The organism is Hydrocarboniphaga daqingensis (assembly GCF_900129825.1).
GTDB classification, from domain to species: domain Bacteria; phylum Pseudomonadota; class Gammaproteobacteria; order Nevskiales; family Nevskiaceae; genus Hydrocarboniphaga; species Hydrocarboniphaga daqingensis.
Genome location: NZ_FQWZ01000005.1, coordinates 282,165 through 298,514, shown reverse-complemented (window position 1 = coordinate 298,514; position 16,350 = coordinate 282,165). Strand labels below are relative to the sequence as shown.

At 63.6% G+C, this 16,350-nt stretch carries 14 protein-coding genes; all 14 read left to right on the top strand.

The features are described 5' to 3' along the window. The first annotated feature begins 12 nt into the window (after nucleotides 1–12). Nucleotides 13–735, top strand: coding sequence for a UMP kinase (gene pyrH / locus BUB09_RS11955; protein WP_072897953.1), 723 nt, complete (start codon nucleotides 13–15; stop codon nucleotides 733–735). A 40-nt stretch (nucleotides 736–775) separates the two neighbouring features. After that, nucleotides 776–1,333 (top strand): ribosome recycling factor, encoded by a 558-nt coding sequence (gene frr, locus BUB09_RS11950; protein WP_072897952.1) that lies wholly within the window; start codon nucleotides 776–778, stop codon nucleotides 1,331–1,333. Between the two features lie 24 nt (nucleotides 1,334–1,357). Next, nucleotides 1,358–2,077 carry a polyprenyl diphosphate synthase gene (gene uppS, locus BUB09_RS11945; RefSeq protein ID WP_072897951.1) on the top strand — a complete coding sequence of 240 codons (720 nt, stop codon included), beginning with the start codon at nucleotides 1,358–1,360 and terminating at the stop codon, nucleotides 2,075–2,077. 52 nt (nucleotides 2,078–2,129) lie between these two features. Then, nucleotides 2,130–2,969 (top strand): phosphatidate cytidylyltransferase, encoded by an 840-nt coding sequence (locus BUB09_RS11940; protein ID WP_072897950.1) that lies wholly within the window; start codon nucleotides 2,130–2,132, stop codon nucleotides 2,967–2,969. Further along, the gene (locus BUB09_RS11935; protein ID WP_072897949.1) at nucleotides 2,969–4,189 is read left to right on the top strand and encodes a 1-deoxy-D-xylulose-5-phosphate reductoisomerase; all 1,221 of its coding nucleotides are present in this window, start codon (nucleotides 2,969–2,971) and stop codon (nucleotides 4,187–4,189) included. Before BUB09_RS11940 ends, BUB09_RS11935 begins: the two co-directional genes overlap by 1 nt. Beyond that, a complete protein-coding gene (rseP, locus tag BUB09_RS11930; RefSeq protein ID WP_072897948.1) occupies nucleotides 4,182–5,534 on the top strand; it encodes an RIP metalloprotease RseP in 1,353 nt (450 codons plus the stop codon). Before BUB09_RS11935 ends, rseP begins: the two co-directional genes overlap by 8 nt. Before the next feature lie 27 nt (nucleotides 5,535–5,561). Further along, entirely contained in the window at nucleotides 5,562–7,871 is a 2,310-nt protein-coding gene (gene bamA / locus BUB09_RS11925; RefSeq protein WP_084083385.1) for an outer membrane protein assembly factor BamA, read from the top strand. A gap of 65 nt (nucleotides 7,872–7,936) precedes the next feature. After that, on the top strand, nucleotides 7,937–8,458 hold the full coding sequence (locus BUB09_RS11920) for an OmpH/Skp family outer membrane protein (RefSeq protein ID WP_072897947.1): 522 nt from the start codon (nucleotides 7,937–7,939) through the stop codon (nucleotides 8,456–8,458). A gap of 42 nt (nucleotides 8,459–8,500) precedes the next feature. Further along, nucleotides 8,501–9,556 (top strand): UDP-3-O-(3-hydroxymyristoyl)glucosamine N-acyltransferase, encoded by a 1,056-nt coding sequence (gene lpxD, locus BUB09_RS11915; protein ID WP_084083394.1) that lies wholly within the window; start codon nucleotides 8,501–8,503, stop codon nucleotides 9,554–9,556. Further along, a complete protein-coding gene (gene fabZ / locus BUB09_RS11910; RefSeq protein WP_072897945.1) occupies nucleotides 9,537–10,025 on the top strand; it encodes a 3-hydroxyacyl-ACP dehydratase FabZ in 489 nt (162 codons plus the stop codon). The genes lpxD and fabZ overlap by 20 nt, the downstream gene beginning before the upstream one ends. Next, a complete protein-coding gene (lpxA, locus tag BUB09_RS11905) occupies nucleotides 10,022–10,822 on the top strand; it encodes an acyl-ACP--UDP-N-acetylglucosamine O-acyltransferase (protein WP_072897944.1) in 801 nt (266 codons plus the stop codon). Before fabZ ends, lpxA begins: the two co-directional genes overlap by 4 nt. A 13-nt stretch (nucleotides 10,823–10,835) precedes the next feature. Beyond that, nucleotides 10,836–12,032, top strand: a complete 1,197-nt coding sequence (lpxB, locus tag BUB09_RS11900) for a lipid-A-disaccharide synthase (RefSeq protein ID WP_072898038.1) — start codon at nucleotides 10,836–10,838, stop codon at nucleotides 12,030–12,032. 73 nt (nucleotides 12,033–12,105) lie between these two features. Continuing rightward, the gene (gene rnhB / locus BUB09_RS11895) at nucleotides 12,106–12,741 is read left to right on the top strand and encodes a ribonuclease HII (protein ID WP_072897943.1); all 636 of its coding nucleotides are present in this window, start codon (nucleotides 12,106–12,108) and stop codon (nucleotides 12,739–12,741) included. Beyond that, nucleotides 12,738–16,346, top strand: coding sequence for a DNA polymerase III subunit alpha (gene dnaE / locus BUB09_RS11890; RefSeq protein WP_072897942.1), 3,609 nt, complete (start codon nucleotides 12,738–12,740; stop codon nucleotides 16,344–16,346). The genes rnhB and dnaE overlap by 4 nt, the downstream gene beginning before the upstream one ends. Nucleotides 16,347–16,350: the final 4 nt, after the last annotated feature.

Sequence of the window (16,350 nt, the reverse complement as noted above, 5' to 3'; positions counted from 1 at the left end):
AGTAACCCGCCCATGCCTGCCCAGCCCGCCTTCCGCCGCATCCTGCTCAAGCTGTCCGGCGAGGCGTTGATGGGCAAGATGGATTTCGGTATCGCGCCGGACGTGATGGGCTTCTTGGCCCAGGAGTTGAAGGCCGTCGTCGGGCTCGGCGTTCAGGTTGCGCTGGTTGTCGGTGGCGGCAACATCTTCCGTGGGGAAGGCTTGGCCCGCGCCGGAATGGATCGGGTTACCGGCGACCATATGGGCATGCTGGCGACGGTGATCAATGCGCTGGCGATCCAGGACGCGGTTGAGCGCGTCGGCTTGGAAGCCCGTGTTCAGTCCGCGATTCGCATCAACGAGGTTTGCGAGGACTACATCCGGCGCCGTGCCGTGCGTCACCTCGAGAAGGGACGTGTGGTGATCTTCGCTGCCGGCACCGGCAATCCGTTTTTCACGACCGATTCGGCTGCGGCGCTGCGCGCCGTCGAAATGAATGTCGACCTGATCCTGAAGGCGACCAAAGTCGACGGCATCTACACCGCTGACCCCAAGAAAGACCCGACCGCGACCCGTTATGCCGAACTGACGTATGACCAGGCACTGGACCAGCGCCTGGGCGTCATGGACCAGACTGCGATGGTGCTGTGCCGCGATCACAAGATGAACCTTCGCGTCTACGACATGGATCGTCCTGGCGCGCTGATGAGTATCGTCACCGGCGATCTGTCGATCGGCACCCGCGTCCACGTCTGACGCCGCTATTCCGCAGACCTTCCCCGAATCTGGAGCCGCCATGCTGAACGACATCAAAAAAGAAGCCAGCGATCGCATGCAGAAAAGCATCGACGTACTGAAGACCACACTGACCAAGATCCGTACCGGCCGCGCTAGCACGGCGCTGCTCGACCACCTGACGGTCGAGTATTACGGGTCGGAAGTGCCGCTGTCGCAGGCGGCGCAGATCACGGTCGAGGACGCGCGTACGATCTCGATCACGGCTTGGGACAAGAACATGATCGGCCCGATCGAAAAGGCCATCTTGAAGTCCGACCTGGGTCTGAACCCGAACACCGCGGGCACGATCATCCGCATCATCATGCCGCCGTTGACCGAGCAGCGGCGCCGCGACTTGGTCAAAGTCGTCAAGGGCGAAGCTGAAACGGCCAAAGTAGCGGTCCGCGCGGTGCGCCGCGACGCAAATCAGGACATCAAAGACCTGGTCAAGGAAAAGCTGATCAGCACCGACGACGAAAAGCGCGGCGAGCAGGATATTCAGAAGCTCACCGACCAGTTCGTCGCCAAGATCGACGAAGTGGCAGCGCTGAAAGAAAAAGAACTGATGTCGATGTAACGCCGTCCCAGTCGCCGTACGCTCGTGACGCAGCTTCCACCGCTGGTAGTGGCCGACAAGGTGCCCGTGCATGTCGCGGTCATCATGGACGGCAACGGCCGCTGGGCACGGCAGCGACTTCAGCCACGCGCGCTGGGGCATCGTGCCGGCGTTCGCAGTGCACGCAAGGTGGTTCGTGCAGCCCACAAGTGTGGTGTTCGCTATCTGACTTTATTCGCGTTCAGCCAGGAAAACTGGAAGCGCCCCGAGCTTGAAGTGCGGCTACTGATGAAGCTGTTCATCAGCACGCTGACCCGCGAGGTCGATGCACTGCACCGCAATCGGGTCCGGCTGCGGTTCATCGGCGATCACCGCGAGTTTCCGTCGGAACTGCGCGAACAGATGCGCCGCGCCACTGAGTTGACCCGCGACAACGATGGCCTTCAGCTTCAGGTGGCCGTCGGTTACGGCGGGCAGTGGGATATCGTCCAGGCTGCTCAGCAGGTCGTGGACGCCGGGCTGCCGGTCACGATCGAGAATCTGGAAGCGCGTCTGGACACCGCCGGTATCCCGGCTCCGGACCTTTTGATTCGTACCGGTGGCGAGTCGCGCATCAGCAACTTCTTGCTGTGGCAGCTGGCCTACACTGAGTTGTACTTCTGCGACACGCTGTGGCCCGAATTCGTCGACGAGCATTTTGCCGCGGCACTGGCTTGGTTTGCCGACCGTGAGCGCCGCTTTGGTCGCGTCGTTGATGTAGCTTGAACCCCTTTTGCTGCCTGCGTATCGCGCTGATGCTTTCCACCGAGACCTTTCCATGTTGATGCAGCGAGTACTGACCGCGTTGGTACTGCTGCCGCTGCTGCTGGCGGCGGTCTGGCTGTTGCCGACGGTTCAGCTCTACGCTGTGTTCGCGATCGTCGGCGTGCTGATCGCCTGGGAATGGGCTGCGTTGATGAAGCTGTCGGGACGTGCCCGCTTTCGCTATGCCCAGTTCACCGCTTTGTTCCTGGCGTCGGCGTGGCTGCTGAAGGATTACTGGCTCTGGCTGTGCTTGGCCTCGGTGATGTGGTGGATCGTCGCCGCGGTGCTGGTTCGCGGTTACCCGGATAACTTCGAGCGCTCGGCGCCGGGGCTCCCTGCGATGGCGCTGATCGGTCAATTGCTGATCTTGCCGACGATCCTGGCATTGGCGGTGATCCATGCCGGCGGGTCACCGACGCAGGCGCATTCGGGGCCGCTGCGGCTGCTGTTCGTGTTCTTCCTGATCTTTGCAGCCGACACCGGCGCCTATTTCGCAGGCCGGCGGTTTGGCCGCCGCAAGCTCGCGCCGGCCGTTTCGCCGGGCAAGTCGGTCGAGGGTGCGATCGGCGGCTTGTTGCTTTCCGCAGTCTGGGCCGTCACGGGTGGCGTGTTGATCTTTTTCGAAGGCAACTACGGGCAGTTGGGGCGCATTGCCGCGTTCGTTGCGCTGTCGATGCTGGTCGCCGTCGTGTCGATCCTCGGTGATTTGACCGAAAGTTTGTTCAAGCGCGCGGCTGGCGTGAAAGACAGCGGCACGATCCTGCCGGGCCACGGTGGCATCCTCGACCGTACCGACAGCTTGCTGGCCGCGGCGCCGCTGATGGCGCTCGGCTTGTACCTGCTGCAGATCTGATGCGTCGACTCGTCGTCCTGGGCGCCACCGGCAGCGTCGGCCGCAGCACGCTGGACGTGGCGGCGCGACATCCGTCGCGATTGCAGGTTTGGGCGCTGACGGCATGGCGCGACGTGGCGGCGATGGCCGAGCTCTGTCGCACGCATCGTCCCGCGATCGCGGTCATGGCCGATGCAGGCCACGCCGATGCGCTTCGCAGCGCATTGCGTGCCGACCGTATCGACACCGAAGTGCTTGGCGGGCCTGATGCCCTTTGTCAGGTTGCAGCAGCCCCGGAAGCTGATCTGGTGATGTCGGCCATCGTCGGCGCGGCTGGTTTGCTGCCGACGCTGGCGTCGGTACGCGCCGGCAAGCAGACCTTGATCGCCAACAAGGAGCCGCTGGTCATGGCCGGCCGCTTGCTGATGCGCGAAGCCCGGGCCAGCGGCGCCTGCATTCTGCCGATCGATAGCGAGCACAACGCTATTTTTCAGTGCCTGCCGCCTGCTTACCGTTGCGGCCAAGAGCCGCTGGGCGTACGCAAGTTGGTGCTGACGGCGTCGGGAGGCCCGTTTCGTGAGTGGAGCGCGGAGCGGATTGCCGCGGCCACGCCGGCCGAAGCGGTTCGTCATCCGAACTGGAGCATGGGCCAGAAGATCTCGGTCGACTCGGCCACGCTGATGAACAAAGGCCTGGAGTTGATCGAAGCGGCGACCTTGTACGGCATGAGCGACGCTCAACTCGACGTGGTGATCCACCCGGAAAGCGTGATCCATTCGCTGGTCGAGTACGTCGACGGCTCGCTGCTGGCCCAACTCGGACAGCCGGATATGCGGATCCCGATCGCCCATGCGCTGGCATGGCCGGATCGCTGGGAGTCGGGCGTTGGTGGCCTGGATCTGGCTGCCCTGGGCCGCTTCCGCTTCGAAGCGCCCGATCTGGCCCGCTTCCCGTGCCTGGGGCTGGCACGCGCGGCCTTGCGCGACGGTGGACACGCTGCAAATTTATTGAACGCGGCAAACGAGATTGCGGTCGAACGCTTCCTGAACGGCCAGATCGGCCTGATGCAGATACCCGCCATGATTGCTGACTGTGTCGACGCGGGTCTCGGTCACCACGCCGCCGCCGACGACGATCTCGAAACCACGTTGGCCGTCGACGCTTGGGCACGCCAATGGTGCCTTCGCGAACTGCCACGGTACGCCAGCGCTTCTCAACGGAGTCCCAACCCTCATGCCTGACATCGTCTGGTCCGTCGTTGGCTTCATCGTCGCGATGTCGGTCCTGGTTTGCTTCCATGAGTTTGGTCATTACTGGGTCGCGCGCCGCATGGGCGTCAAAGTGCTGCGCTTCTCGTTGGGCTGGGGCAAGCCGTTCAAGACCTTTGTGACCCGTGATGGCGTCGAGTGGTCGATCGCGCCGCTGCCGATCGGCGGCTACGTCAAGATGCTGGACGAGCGCGAAGGCCCGGTCCCGGCTGGGCTGCGCCACCTGGCATTCAACAACCAGTCAGTCGCCAAGCGCGCGGCGATCGTCGCGGCGGGCCCGGTGTTCAACTTTGCGCTGGCGATCGCGCTCTACTGGCTGGTGTTCATCGTCGGCGTACAGGGACTCAAGCCGCTGATCGCCGAGCCGCCTCCGGGCAGTGCGGCAGCGGCGGCGGGGCTGCACGAAGGCGATGAGGTGCTGGCCGTCGACGGCGAAGCGGTTCAAGTCTGGTCCGTGCTCGGTACCGAATTGATCGACCGCGTGCTCGACGGAAAGTCGCTGCAGTTGACGGTACGGGACAAGGGCGAGGCACCTCGCGAGGTCCGGCTCGATTTGACCGGCGTCAGGGTTGATCCGGAGGTGTTGTTTGACGACCTGGGACTGGCGCCGTTCGAGCCCAAGGCCGCGCCGATTCTGCGCGGCCTGGAGCCGGGCATGCCGGCCGAAGCCGCAGGGCTGCGCGACGACGATCGCGTATTGTCGATCAACGGCGAGGTCATCAATGGCGCTGCCCAGCTGGTGAAGTGGGTCAGGGCACGTCCTGGCGAAGTCGTCCAGATGCAGATCGACCGCGGCGGCGAGCGGATCGAGCGCCAGGTGGTATTGGCCAGCGCGGTCGCCGACGGCAAAACCTACGGCCGCCTCGGGGCCGGCGTGGCGATGCCCCCTGACTTGTGGCAGGATTTGCGCGCTGAACGTCGTCTGGATGCGGTGGCGGCGGTTCCAGCGGCGGCCGAGCAGACGTGGCGCATGAGTTGGCTGACGTTGCGCATGCTGGGCCGGATGGTGATCGGTGACGTGTCGGTCAAGAACGTCAGTGGCCCGATCCAGATTGCCCAGGTCGCCGGCGATTCGGCCCGAATCGGTCTGGTCTCGTTCCTCAGTTTCATGGCGATCGTCAGCGTCAGCCTCGGTGTGCTGAATCTGTTGCCGGTGCCGGTACTCGACGGCGGGCATCTGCTGCTGTTTGCAATCGAATGGGTCAAGGGCCGCCCGTTGTCTGAGCGTGCCGTGGCGGCGAGTCAGTACTTGGGCATGGCTTTTATCGGCATGCTGATGGTGCTGGCGTTCTACAACGACATCATGCGTCTGATCTGACGCGACGATTAGGTAAAGACCCAAGAAATGGGCGTCATTCAACATCGCTTCAAGATGAAGCTGATCGCGGGCACCGCAGCGATGATGTGGCTCCCGGCCGCATTCGCCTTCACTCCGTTCACCGTCAAAGAAATCCGCGCTCAGGGACTGCAGCGTCTGGAAATCGGCACGGTGCTCACCTATCTGCCGCTTTCGGTCGGCGACCAAGTCAACGAGCAGACGTCGCGCCAAGCGATGCGGGCGCTGTATGGATCGGGCCTGTTCGAAGACGTGGCGCTCGAGCGGGACGGCGACACGCTGGTGATCAAGGTCAAGGAGCGTCCTGCGATCTCCGGCTTCAAGATCGACGGCAACGACAAGATTGGCGGCGACGACCTCAAGAAATCCTTGACTGAGGCTGGCCTGGCCGAAGGCGAGCTGTTCAAGCGCGACCTGCTCGAGCAGGTTGGCCAAGAGCTGCAGCGTCAGTACTTCGCCAACGGCTACTACGACGTCGAGATCAACACCGAGGTCAAGCCCGAGCCGAACAACCGCGTCAACCTTGAGATCAAGGTCATCGAGGGCAAGGTTACCAAGATCAAGGACATCAACTTGATCGGCAACAAGGCTTTCACCAAAGAAGAATTGCTGGAAGCTTTCAAGCTCAAGCGTACCAATTGGGTTCCGTTTCAGAAGACGGATCGCTACTCCAAGCAGCAGCTCGTCGGCGACCTTGAGTCGCTGACCTCGTACTATCAGGATCGCGGCTACCTGAAGGCCAACATCCATTCGGTACAGGTGCAGCTGTCGCCCGACAAGAAAGACATCTACATCACGGCCAACGTCGAAGAAGGCCAGATTTACACGATCAAAGAAGCGCGGTTCTCAGGCGAGACGGTGCTTCAGACCGACTTCCTGTCACGGCTGCTGTCGACCCGCAGCGGCGATACGTTCTCGCGCAAGCTCGCCACAGAGAGTGCCGACCGCATCGAAGCCGCGCTGTCGGACATCGGCTATGCATTTGCCGAAGTCCAGCCGCTGCCCGAAGTCGACGAGGACAAGCGCGAAGTCAGCCTCAATTACGTGGTACAGCCGGGCAAACGCACCTACGTGCGGCGAGTCAACTTCACCGGCCATGGCGACACGCACGACGACACCTTGCGTCGTGAAATGCGTCAGCTCGAAGCGGCGCCGTTCTCCAAGAGCGCGGTCGAGCGGTCGCGAGTCCGTCTGGCTCGATTGCCATTCGTCGAAGAAGCCGAAGTCGACACCCAGCCCGTGGCCGGGACCGACGACTTGGTCGACATCAACTTCAAGATCAAGGAGCGCGCTCCAGGTTCGGTGCAGTTCGGTGTCGGCTTTTCGGGATCGGCCGGCTTCCTGATCACCGGCAGCCTGACGCACACGAACTTCCTTGGCACCGGCAACCGCGTCAGCCTGGAACTCAATCGAAGCCAGATTTCGCGAGTTGCGAACATCAGTTGGACCGATCCGTACTTCACGGCCGACGGCATCAGCCAGACCGCATCGGTGTTCTATCGCAAGTCCGACTCGGTCATCCGCTTTAGTTCCGGGTTCAATTCGAACATCGTCGGCTTCAACCTGACCTACGGCATCCCGCTTTCCGAATACACCAGCCTGCGCGCTGGTTTCGGTGTCGAGCAGACCGCGCTGGAAGCGTTCCCGGGCGGCACGTCCGACGAAGTGCTGCAGTTCATGCGCGACAACGGCTCACGTTTCAATACGTATCAGCTGCGCACCGGCATCGCCCGCGACACGCGCAACAAGACCTTCTTTGCCACGCGCGGCTCGCTGCATCAGTTCTTCGTCGACGCCAGCGTTCCGGGTAGCGATCTGAACTACTTCACGGCGACCTATCGCGGCGAGCAGTACATCGGCCTGCCGTACAAGTTCGTGTTCACGACCACGGCCAACATCGGCGTGCTCGACAACTACGGCGGCGGCAAGAACGAAGTACCGCCGTTTGAATACCTGTTTGCCGGCGGCGCGCGCACCGTGCGCGGCTACGACGACGGCTCGCTTGGGCCACGCGACACCCCGTTCAACAACCCCTTGGGTGGGCGAGTGCGCGGCACCATCCAAAACGAGCTGATCGTGCCGCTGCCGGTGGAGTCCGACCAGAAGTCGACCCGCCTGAGCGTTTTCTATGATGCGGGCCAGGTCTACACCAGCCCCAACGATGTCGATCTCGCCGAGATCCGCACCTCGGCCGGCTTGGCGTTCCAGTGGTTTACGCCGTTCCTCGGGCTGTTGCAGCTGAGCTACGCTTTCCCGCTGAACGAAGAGCAGACCGACGACACCCGTCGCTTCCAGATCACGTTCGGCAGCGGCTTCTGATTCGCGCTGCCGGGATTTGCCGCCGTACACTTGCCCCAACAACCACACGAGTATTTGTGACCGCTATGCATAACGTTTCCAAGCTGATCGCCTCTGTGCTCGCCGCCGGCCTGATGCTGGCCGCCGGTTCCGCCCATGCCCAGAGCGGCAAGTTCGCCACCATCCGCGCTGCCGAGCTGGTGCAGAACTCCCCGCAGTTCAAGCAGGGCCAGGTGCAGATGAAGTCGGAGTTCGACAAGCGCAAGAGCGACCTCGAAACCGAAGCCAAGAAGCTCGGCGAAGATCTGCAGAAGTTCAAGCGCGAGCAGGACGTGATGAGCGCCGAAGCCCGGTCCAAGATGGAAAAGGACCTGAACACGCGCAAGATCGACTTCGACTACAAGCAGCGCCAGTTCGGCGAAGACTTCCAGAAGCGCGATCGTGAGCTGACCGAAAGCATGATGGCCAAGATCAAGGAAGTGGTCGTTGCCGTCGCCAAGGAAAAGGGCGTCGACGTCGTGTTGCAGGATCCGGTCTACGCGACCGCCGGCATCGACATCACCGACGACGTGCTCAAGAAGTTGCAGGCCACCGGCAGCGGCAAGTAAGCCGTTCGCTTCAACGGCGTTCCCGGCACGATGGCCTCACCGATGTCATACACGCTGGCCGAACTGGCCGAGCGTTTCGGACTTGAAGTCGTCGGTGCTGGCGATACGCGGATCGACGGGGTTTGTACGCTGTCACCGGGCGTTCCCGGGCGGATCGGCTTCCTAGCCAACCCACGCTATCGTGCGGCACTCGCTCAGACCCGCGCCGGCGCCGTCGTCGTCGGCCGGCGCGATGCCGCCGGTTTGACCGGTCCTGGCCTTGTTGCCAAGGACCCTTACCGGGCGTTTGCTCAAGTGGCCCGGCTGTTCGACCGCAATCGTGACTTCGGCGCCGGCATTCATGCCAGCGCCTGTGTCGATCCCGGTGCCACGATCGGCGAGGGCGTGCATGTCGGGCCGCAAGCGGTTGTCGAGGCCGGTGCCGACATCGGTGCCGGCAGCTACATCGGGCCCGCCTGCATCGTGGGTTCCGGTGCGAAGATCGGTGCCGGCTCACGGCTTGAGGCGAGGGTCTACATCCACGCGGGCGTGCAACTGGGTTTGCGCTGCCAAGTGCAGCCGGGCGCCGTCATCGGCTCGCGCGGCTTCGGCAACGTGATGGGGCCCGGCGGTTGGGAAGAAGTGCCGCAACTGGGCAGCGTCGTCGTCGGTGACGACGTCGAGATCGGCGCCAATACGACGATCGATCGCGGCGCGATCGACGACACCGTGATCGCCAACGGCGTACGCCTCGATAACTTGATCATGATCGCCCACAACTGCCGTATCGGCGAGCACACGGCGATCGCGGCTTGTACCGGCATTGCCGGCAGCACCACGGTCGGCGCGCGCTGCATGATTGGCGGCGCGGTCGGAATCAACGGCCACATCCAGATCGCCGACGACGTGGTCGTGCTCGGCCGGGCGATGGTGACGCAGTCGCTGACCGAAAAAGGGGTTTACGGGTCTGGCCTGCCGATTGCGCCCGCGCGTGAGTGGCGAAAGACCGTGGCGCGGGTGCGGCGCCTCGGTAAACTTGAAGACCGCGTGCGCCGGGTCGAACAGACGGTCGGAATCAAGACCCAGGATGAAGGGGACGATGGACAAGAGCAGCTTTGACATCAACGACATCATGGGGATGCTGCCGCATCGCTATCCCTTTCTGCTGGTCGACCGGATCATGTCAGTGGAGCCGGGCAAGTCGATCGTCGGCTTGAAGAACGTCACCTACAACGAACAGTTCTTCACCGGGCATTTCCCGACGCTGCCGACGATGCCGGGCGTGCTGATGCTTGAAGCGCTGGCCCAGGTCAGCGGCATTTTGGCGGTTTTGCAGTCGGGCCTTCGTCCTGATGCGGGGCTGATTCTGTACTTCGCAGGCATCGACGGTTGCCGCTTCAAGCGGCCCGTCGTGCCGGGTGACCAAGTGCTGCTGCACAGCGAATTGATCAAGCACAAGCGCGATTTGTGGAAGTTTGCGACGCGCGCAATGGTCGGCAATGAGCTCGCGGCCGAGGCCGAGATGATGTGCGTACTCAAAGACACCTCGCGTAAGCCGGCCGCGACCAGCGAGCCCATCGTCACGTGAGCGAGCCGCTGATTCATCCGACTGCGATCGTCAGCGCCAAGGCGCAACTCGACAGCAGCGTCCGCGTAGGGCCGTACAGCGTGATCGGCGACGGCGTGTGCATCGGCGCGAATACCGTCATCGGTCCGCATGCGGTACTGGCCGGGCCGATGACCATTGGTCGCGACAACCAAATCTTCCAGTTCGTCAGCCTCGGCGAGATTTCGCAGGACAAAACCGCAAAGGCCGACGATCCGACGTCGGTCGTCATCGGCGACGGCAACGTGATCCGCGAGTTCGTCACGATTCAGCGCGGCACGATGAAGGAGTACGACACCAAGCGCGGCGAAACCCGCGTTGGTGATCGCAACCTGCTGATGAATTACTGTCACGTGGCCCACGACTGCGTGATCGGCAGCGACACGATCTTCGCCAACAACGCGAGTCTGGCCGGCCACGTCGAGATTCAGGACTGGGTGATTCTTGGCGGCTATACGCTGGTGTACCAGTTCTGCCGGATCGGCGCGCATGCCTTTACGGCGTTCTCGGCGGGTGTCGCCGGTGATATCCCGCCCTATGTGATGGTGCAGGGCAATCCGGCCGAACCGCGCAGCATCAACAAGGAAGGCTTGCGCCGCCGCAGCTTTGCTTCCGACGACATCGCCGAGATCGAGCAGCTCTACAAGCTGATCTATCGCTCGGGCAAGCTGATGGCCGAGGTCAAAGCGGAGCTTGCCGAGCGCGCGCCGGCGTCGGCCTATGCGCGGCAGATGCTCGACTTCATCGTCGCCGGCAAGCGCCCGCTCGCCCGCGGCTGATCGCGACCTGCTCGTGGCGAGGCCGCCGCTGCGCTTTGCGCTGATCGCCGGCGAATTGTCTGGCGACTTGTTGGGCGCGGCGCTGATCCGCGGACTCCAGGAGCTGCATCCTGATGCCGAGTTCTATGGCGTCGCCGGCCCTGCGATGGTCCAGGCCGGCTGTCGGCCTCTGGCATCGATCGAAGCGCTGTCGGTCATGGGGATCGCCGAAGTGCTGCCCGCCTTGCCGCGCCTGTTCCGGCTGCGTGCCGACCTTCTGCGTCGTCTCACCGGCGGCGAACGCCCGGACATCGTGATCGGCATCGACGCGCCCGACTTCAATCTGGGTCTTGAACGCCGGCTGCGGGATCGCGGCTTGCTCACGGTGCAGGTGGTCAGCCCATCGGTTTGGGCTTGGCGTCGCGGTCGTGTCCGCGGCATCGTTCGCGCCGTGGACCTGCTGTTGTGCCTGCTGCCTTTCGAACCGGCGTTCTACGACGCGGAGATCCGACGTCACGCGCTGGCAGGCCGTGGTCGCCAGCGGTTTCAGGCCCGCTACATCGGGCATCCGCTGGCCAACGAGCTGGATGATTCGGTGTTGCCCTCACAAGCGCGCGCGCGGCTCGGCCTGACCGCCGATGGCCCGCTGTTGGCAGTGCTGCCGGGAAGCCGTGGCAGTGAAATCGAGTATCTGTCGGACACATTCGTGCAAGCGGCAGCCTGGCTCAGAGTCCGTCTTCCAGGGCTGCGGCTGATAACGCCGATTGCCAAGCCGGCACTGCGGGCCCGTTTTGCGGAGGCCATCGCAACGCATGCTCCGCAGCTCGACTGGACCGTGGTCGATGGTCAGTCGCGCGATGTAATGCGCGCCGCCGATGCCGTGTTGCTCGCGTCGGGTACGGCGACGCTGGAATGCCTGTTGCTCGGGCGGCCGATGGTGGTCGCGTACAAGGGTTCGCCGCTGACCGCGTGGCTGATGCTCAACGCGGGGCTGCTGAAGACCCGCTACGTCAGCTTGCCGAACCTGCTGAGCGCCGACCCGTGCGTGCCGGAGTTGCTTCAGCAGGCCGCGACGCCGGCGGCGCTCGGCGCGGCCCTGCTGCCGCTGCTGCGCGACACGGATGCGCGCCAGCGCCAGCTGCGACAGTTCGACGCCGTGCGCGCCGAGCTTCGGCGCGATGCCGGCGCGGCGGCAGCGCAGGCGATCACCGAGCTGCTGCCGCCTGGTTGATCGAGCGCCGTTGCAGGCGATCGAGCTGTCAAGACTGTGACATTGCGCGCAAGCGCCTAAAATCAGACGGCCGATGAAACGCCGAATCCAACCGTCTTCGTATCCTGTGTCGCTGGTTGCCGGTGTCGACGAGGCAGGGCGAGGCTGCTTAGCGGGGCCGGTCTATGCAGCGGCGGTAATACTCGATCCCGGACACGGCATTCGCGGGCTCGAGGATTCCAAAAAACTCAAAGCGGCGGAGCGAGACGCTCTGTTCGACAAGATCCAGCGTCGCGCGCGCGCCTTTGCGATCGCTCGTGCCGAGTTGCATGAGATCGAAACGCTGAACATTCTGCATGCCTCGATGCTGGCGATGCAGCGCGCCGTTTCGCAACTGCAGCCGACACCGCAGCTTTGCCTGATCGACGGCAATCGCCTGCCGCGCGACTTGCCATGCCCTGGGCAAGCCGTGGTCGGCGGCGACGGTCTACATGCGGCGATCATGGCCGCGTCGATCCTGGCCAAGGTTGCGCGCGACCGTGAAATGCAGCGGCTCGACGTGGAATATCCCGGCTACGGGTTTGCCCGGCACAAGGGGTACGGCACGCCGGATCATTTGAGCGCGTTGCGGCGGCTTGGGCTCAGCCCCTTGCACCGGCTCGGATTTGCGCCGTGCCAACCCAGCTTGTTCGACAGCGCGCTGCCGCTATCGGCGGATGTGACCGCATGAACCCGAACTCGCCGCGCGACTTCGTTCATCTGCGTCTGCACAGCGAGTATTCGCTGACCGACTCCATCATTCGCGTCGAACCGCCCAAGCGCAAAGGCGGCGGTAGCGGTGCGACGCTGACCCAAGCGGTGGCCGCACACCGTCAGCCAGCGGTCGCGCTGACTGACCGGATGAATCTGTTCGCGATGGTCAAGGTGTACAAGGCGGCCGAAGCGGCTGGCATCAAGCCGATCGTCGGTGCCGACGTCTGGATCGCCGAGCGCGCCAAAGGTGATGGCCACGAGCGCATTACCTTGTTGGTGCAGAACGACGCCGGCTACCGCAACCTGACACGGTTGCTATCGCGTGGTTACACCGAAGGCCAAGCGCGTGGTACGCCGCTGGTCGAACGGGCCTGGCTAGCGGAGACCAGTGAGGGACTGATCGCGCTGACCGGCCGCGATGGCGCCGCCTTCCGTGCTGCGGCTGCCGACAACGTCGACGCGGCGCTTGCGGCAATCAATGAGCTCAAGCTGCTGTATCCGGGCCGGTTGTATCTGGAGATATCGCGCTGCGGCCGTCCCGGCGATGACGCCTGGGTTGATGCGGCCGTCGCGCTGGCGCGCCATCGCGAACTGCCGCTGGTGGCGACCAACGACGCGCGCTTCATCGCCCGCAAGGATTTTGCCGCTCACGAGGCGCGCGTCTGCATCGCCCAAGGACGCGTGATCAACGACGACAAGCGGCCGCGCGACTACACCGAAGAGCAGTACGTCAAAAGCACCGAGGAAATGCTGGCCTTGTTCGCCGACCTTCCCGAGGCGATCGACAACACGCTGCAGATCGCGCGACGCTGCACGCTGTCGCTGAGCTTTGGCACGTATTACCTGCCGGACTATCCGGTTCCCGACGGCCACGACACCAATTCCTGGCTCAAGCTGCAGGCGCATGAAGGTCTGACGAAGCGACTGCAGCAGATCACGCCGGCGCAGCCCGAATCGGTGTATCGCGAGCGGCTCGACTACGAGCTGGGCATCATCGAGAAGATGAAGTTTCCAGGCTACTTTCTGGTGGTGGCGGACTTCATCCAGTGGGCCAAGGCCAATGGCTGCCCTGTCGGGCCGGGGCGTGGTTCCGGCGCTGGATCGCTGGTGGCGTACTCGATTGGTGTCACCGACCTGGACCCGTTGCCGTACAACCTGCTGTTCGAGCGCTTCCTGAATCCCGAGCGCGTATCGATGCCGGACTTCGACATCGACTTTTGCATGGACAATCGCGACCGCGTGATCGAGTACGTCGGCCGCAAGTACGGCCGCGAGCGCGTCGGACAGATCATTACCTACGCGACGATGGCCGCGCGCGGCGTCGTCCGCGACGTGACCCGCGTGCTCGGTCACGGCTACGGCTTCGGCGACCGCTTGGCCAAGCTGATTCCCGGTACGCCAGGCGCGACGCTGGCGGATGCGGTCGATGAAATCCCCGAGCTGAAAGCGGCGTACGACTCGGAAGAAGACGTGCGCGCGGTGCTCGATCTGGCACTGGAACTGGAAGGCGTGACCCGCGGCGTCGGCGTGCATGCCGGCGGTGTGGTCATCGCGCCGCGGCCGTTGACCGAATATGCGCCGCTGCTGTGCGAACCCGGCGGCGCCGGCATGCGCACGCAGTTCGACATGAAAGACCTTGAGTCCATCGGCTTGGTCAAGTTCGACTTCCTTGGCCTGAAGACGCTGACGGTGATTCAGGAGGCGGTCGACAACATTGAAAAGAGCCGGCAAGAAAAGCTCGACGTCCTCAAGCTGCCGCTGACGGATGCGCGCACTTACCAGCTGTATGCCAGCGGCGACACGACCGCCGTGTTCCAGATGGAATCGCCGGGCATGCAGAAGGCCTCGCGCGACCTCAAGCCCGACACGTTCGAGGACATCATCGCGCTGGTGTCGCTGTATCGTCCCGGGCCGATGGACCTGATCCCGGAGTACTGCGCGCGCAAGCGCGGCGACAGCGAGGTGAAGTATGCGCACCCGTTGATGGAGACGGTGCTGCAGCCGACTTACGGCATCTTCGTCTACCAGGAGCAGGTGATGCAGATGTCGCAGCGCCTAGCCGGCTACACGCTCGGCGGCGCCGACCTGCTGCGGCGCGCGATGGGCAAGAAGAAAGCCGATGAGATGGCGCAGCAGCGCGCGATCTTCACCGAGGGCTCGAAGAAGAATGGTATCGACGAAGCCGTCGCCACCGAAGTCTTCGATCTGATGGAGAAGTTCGCCAACTACGGCTTCAACAAGTCGCATGCGGCCGCCTACGCGCTGGTCAGTTACCAGACCGCATGGCTCAAGACACATTATCCGGCTGAGTTCATGGCGGCGGTGCTGTCCTGCGAAATGGACCACACCGATACCGTCGTGACGATGCTCGATGAATGCCGGCGGATGAAGCTGACCGTGCATCCGCCGCATATCAATCGCAGCTTTCTGCGCTTCACGGTGCCGGCACCTGGTGAAATTGCCTATGGCCTGGGCGCGATCAAGGGCGTGGGCGAGGGCGCGGTCGAGGGTATTCTCGCGGAGCGCGCGGCCCGCGGACCGTTCACCGATCTGTTCGACTTTTGCAGTCGCATCGATATCAAGCGCGCCAACAAGCGAGTGCTCGAAGCGCTGATCTGCTCGGGCGCGCTTGACGACTTCGGCTTGAATCGGCCGTCGCTGATGGCCACGTTGCCCAAAGCGCTGCAGATCGCCGAGAAAGCCGCGCAAAGTGAAAGCTCCGGTATTTTCGACTTGTTCGGGCTGGGCGACGCCGGTACCGCGGTACAGGATCAGGTGCAGGCCGAGCAGTTGCCGGATTGGTCGCAGCACGAGTTGCTCAATCGCGAGCGCGAGACGCTGGGTTTCTACCTGAGCGGCCATCCGATCGAAGCCTGGCAGGACGTGATCGGCCCGGTCTGCTCAGGCACGATGCGCGAGCTGATCCACCTTCATGCGCAGCCCGCACCGGTCAACGCCGAAGGCAAGACCCAGTGGCAACCGCGCACCAAATGCCTGTTCGGCGCCTGGGTCACCGACCTGCGCTTCTTCAAGGGCGACGGCAAGTTCAGTCGTGCCAGCTACAAAGTGACGCTCGACGATCGCAGTGCCCAGTTGTCGACCTGGATCGACGCCGACAAGTGGGCGCGCTTCCAGAACATCGTCAAGGTCGACAGCCTGATTTTCGTGGTGGCCGAGATCGGTCTGTCGCCCGGCAAGGAGGGGCGTGAGCCCGAGCCGAGGATGTACAACCCCGAGTTCTACTCGCCGGCCCAGTTGATGAACGATTACGCCACGCGCCTGACGCTCAGTTTCAATCGGAGCGCCCGCGACGTGATCGAAATGCGCAAAATGCTGACGCCGTTCCGCAGTGATCGCGGTGCCGCGGTGACGGTCGAATATGCCAACATGCGGGCGCGAACCGTGCTCGATTTTGCCGCCGACTGGCGGGTCCGGGTCGAGCCGGGCAGCCTGGAGCCCTTGCAGAAGCTGCTGGGCTTGGATTGCGTTAAAGTCAGTTACAAGCGCTACATCGCGCCGGTACCCGAGCGTCGCTTCGACAGCAGTCGCAGCTTCGCCGGCGCCGCTGCCGATGACGAGTAAAACC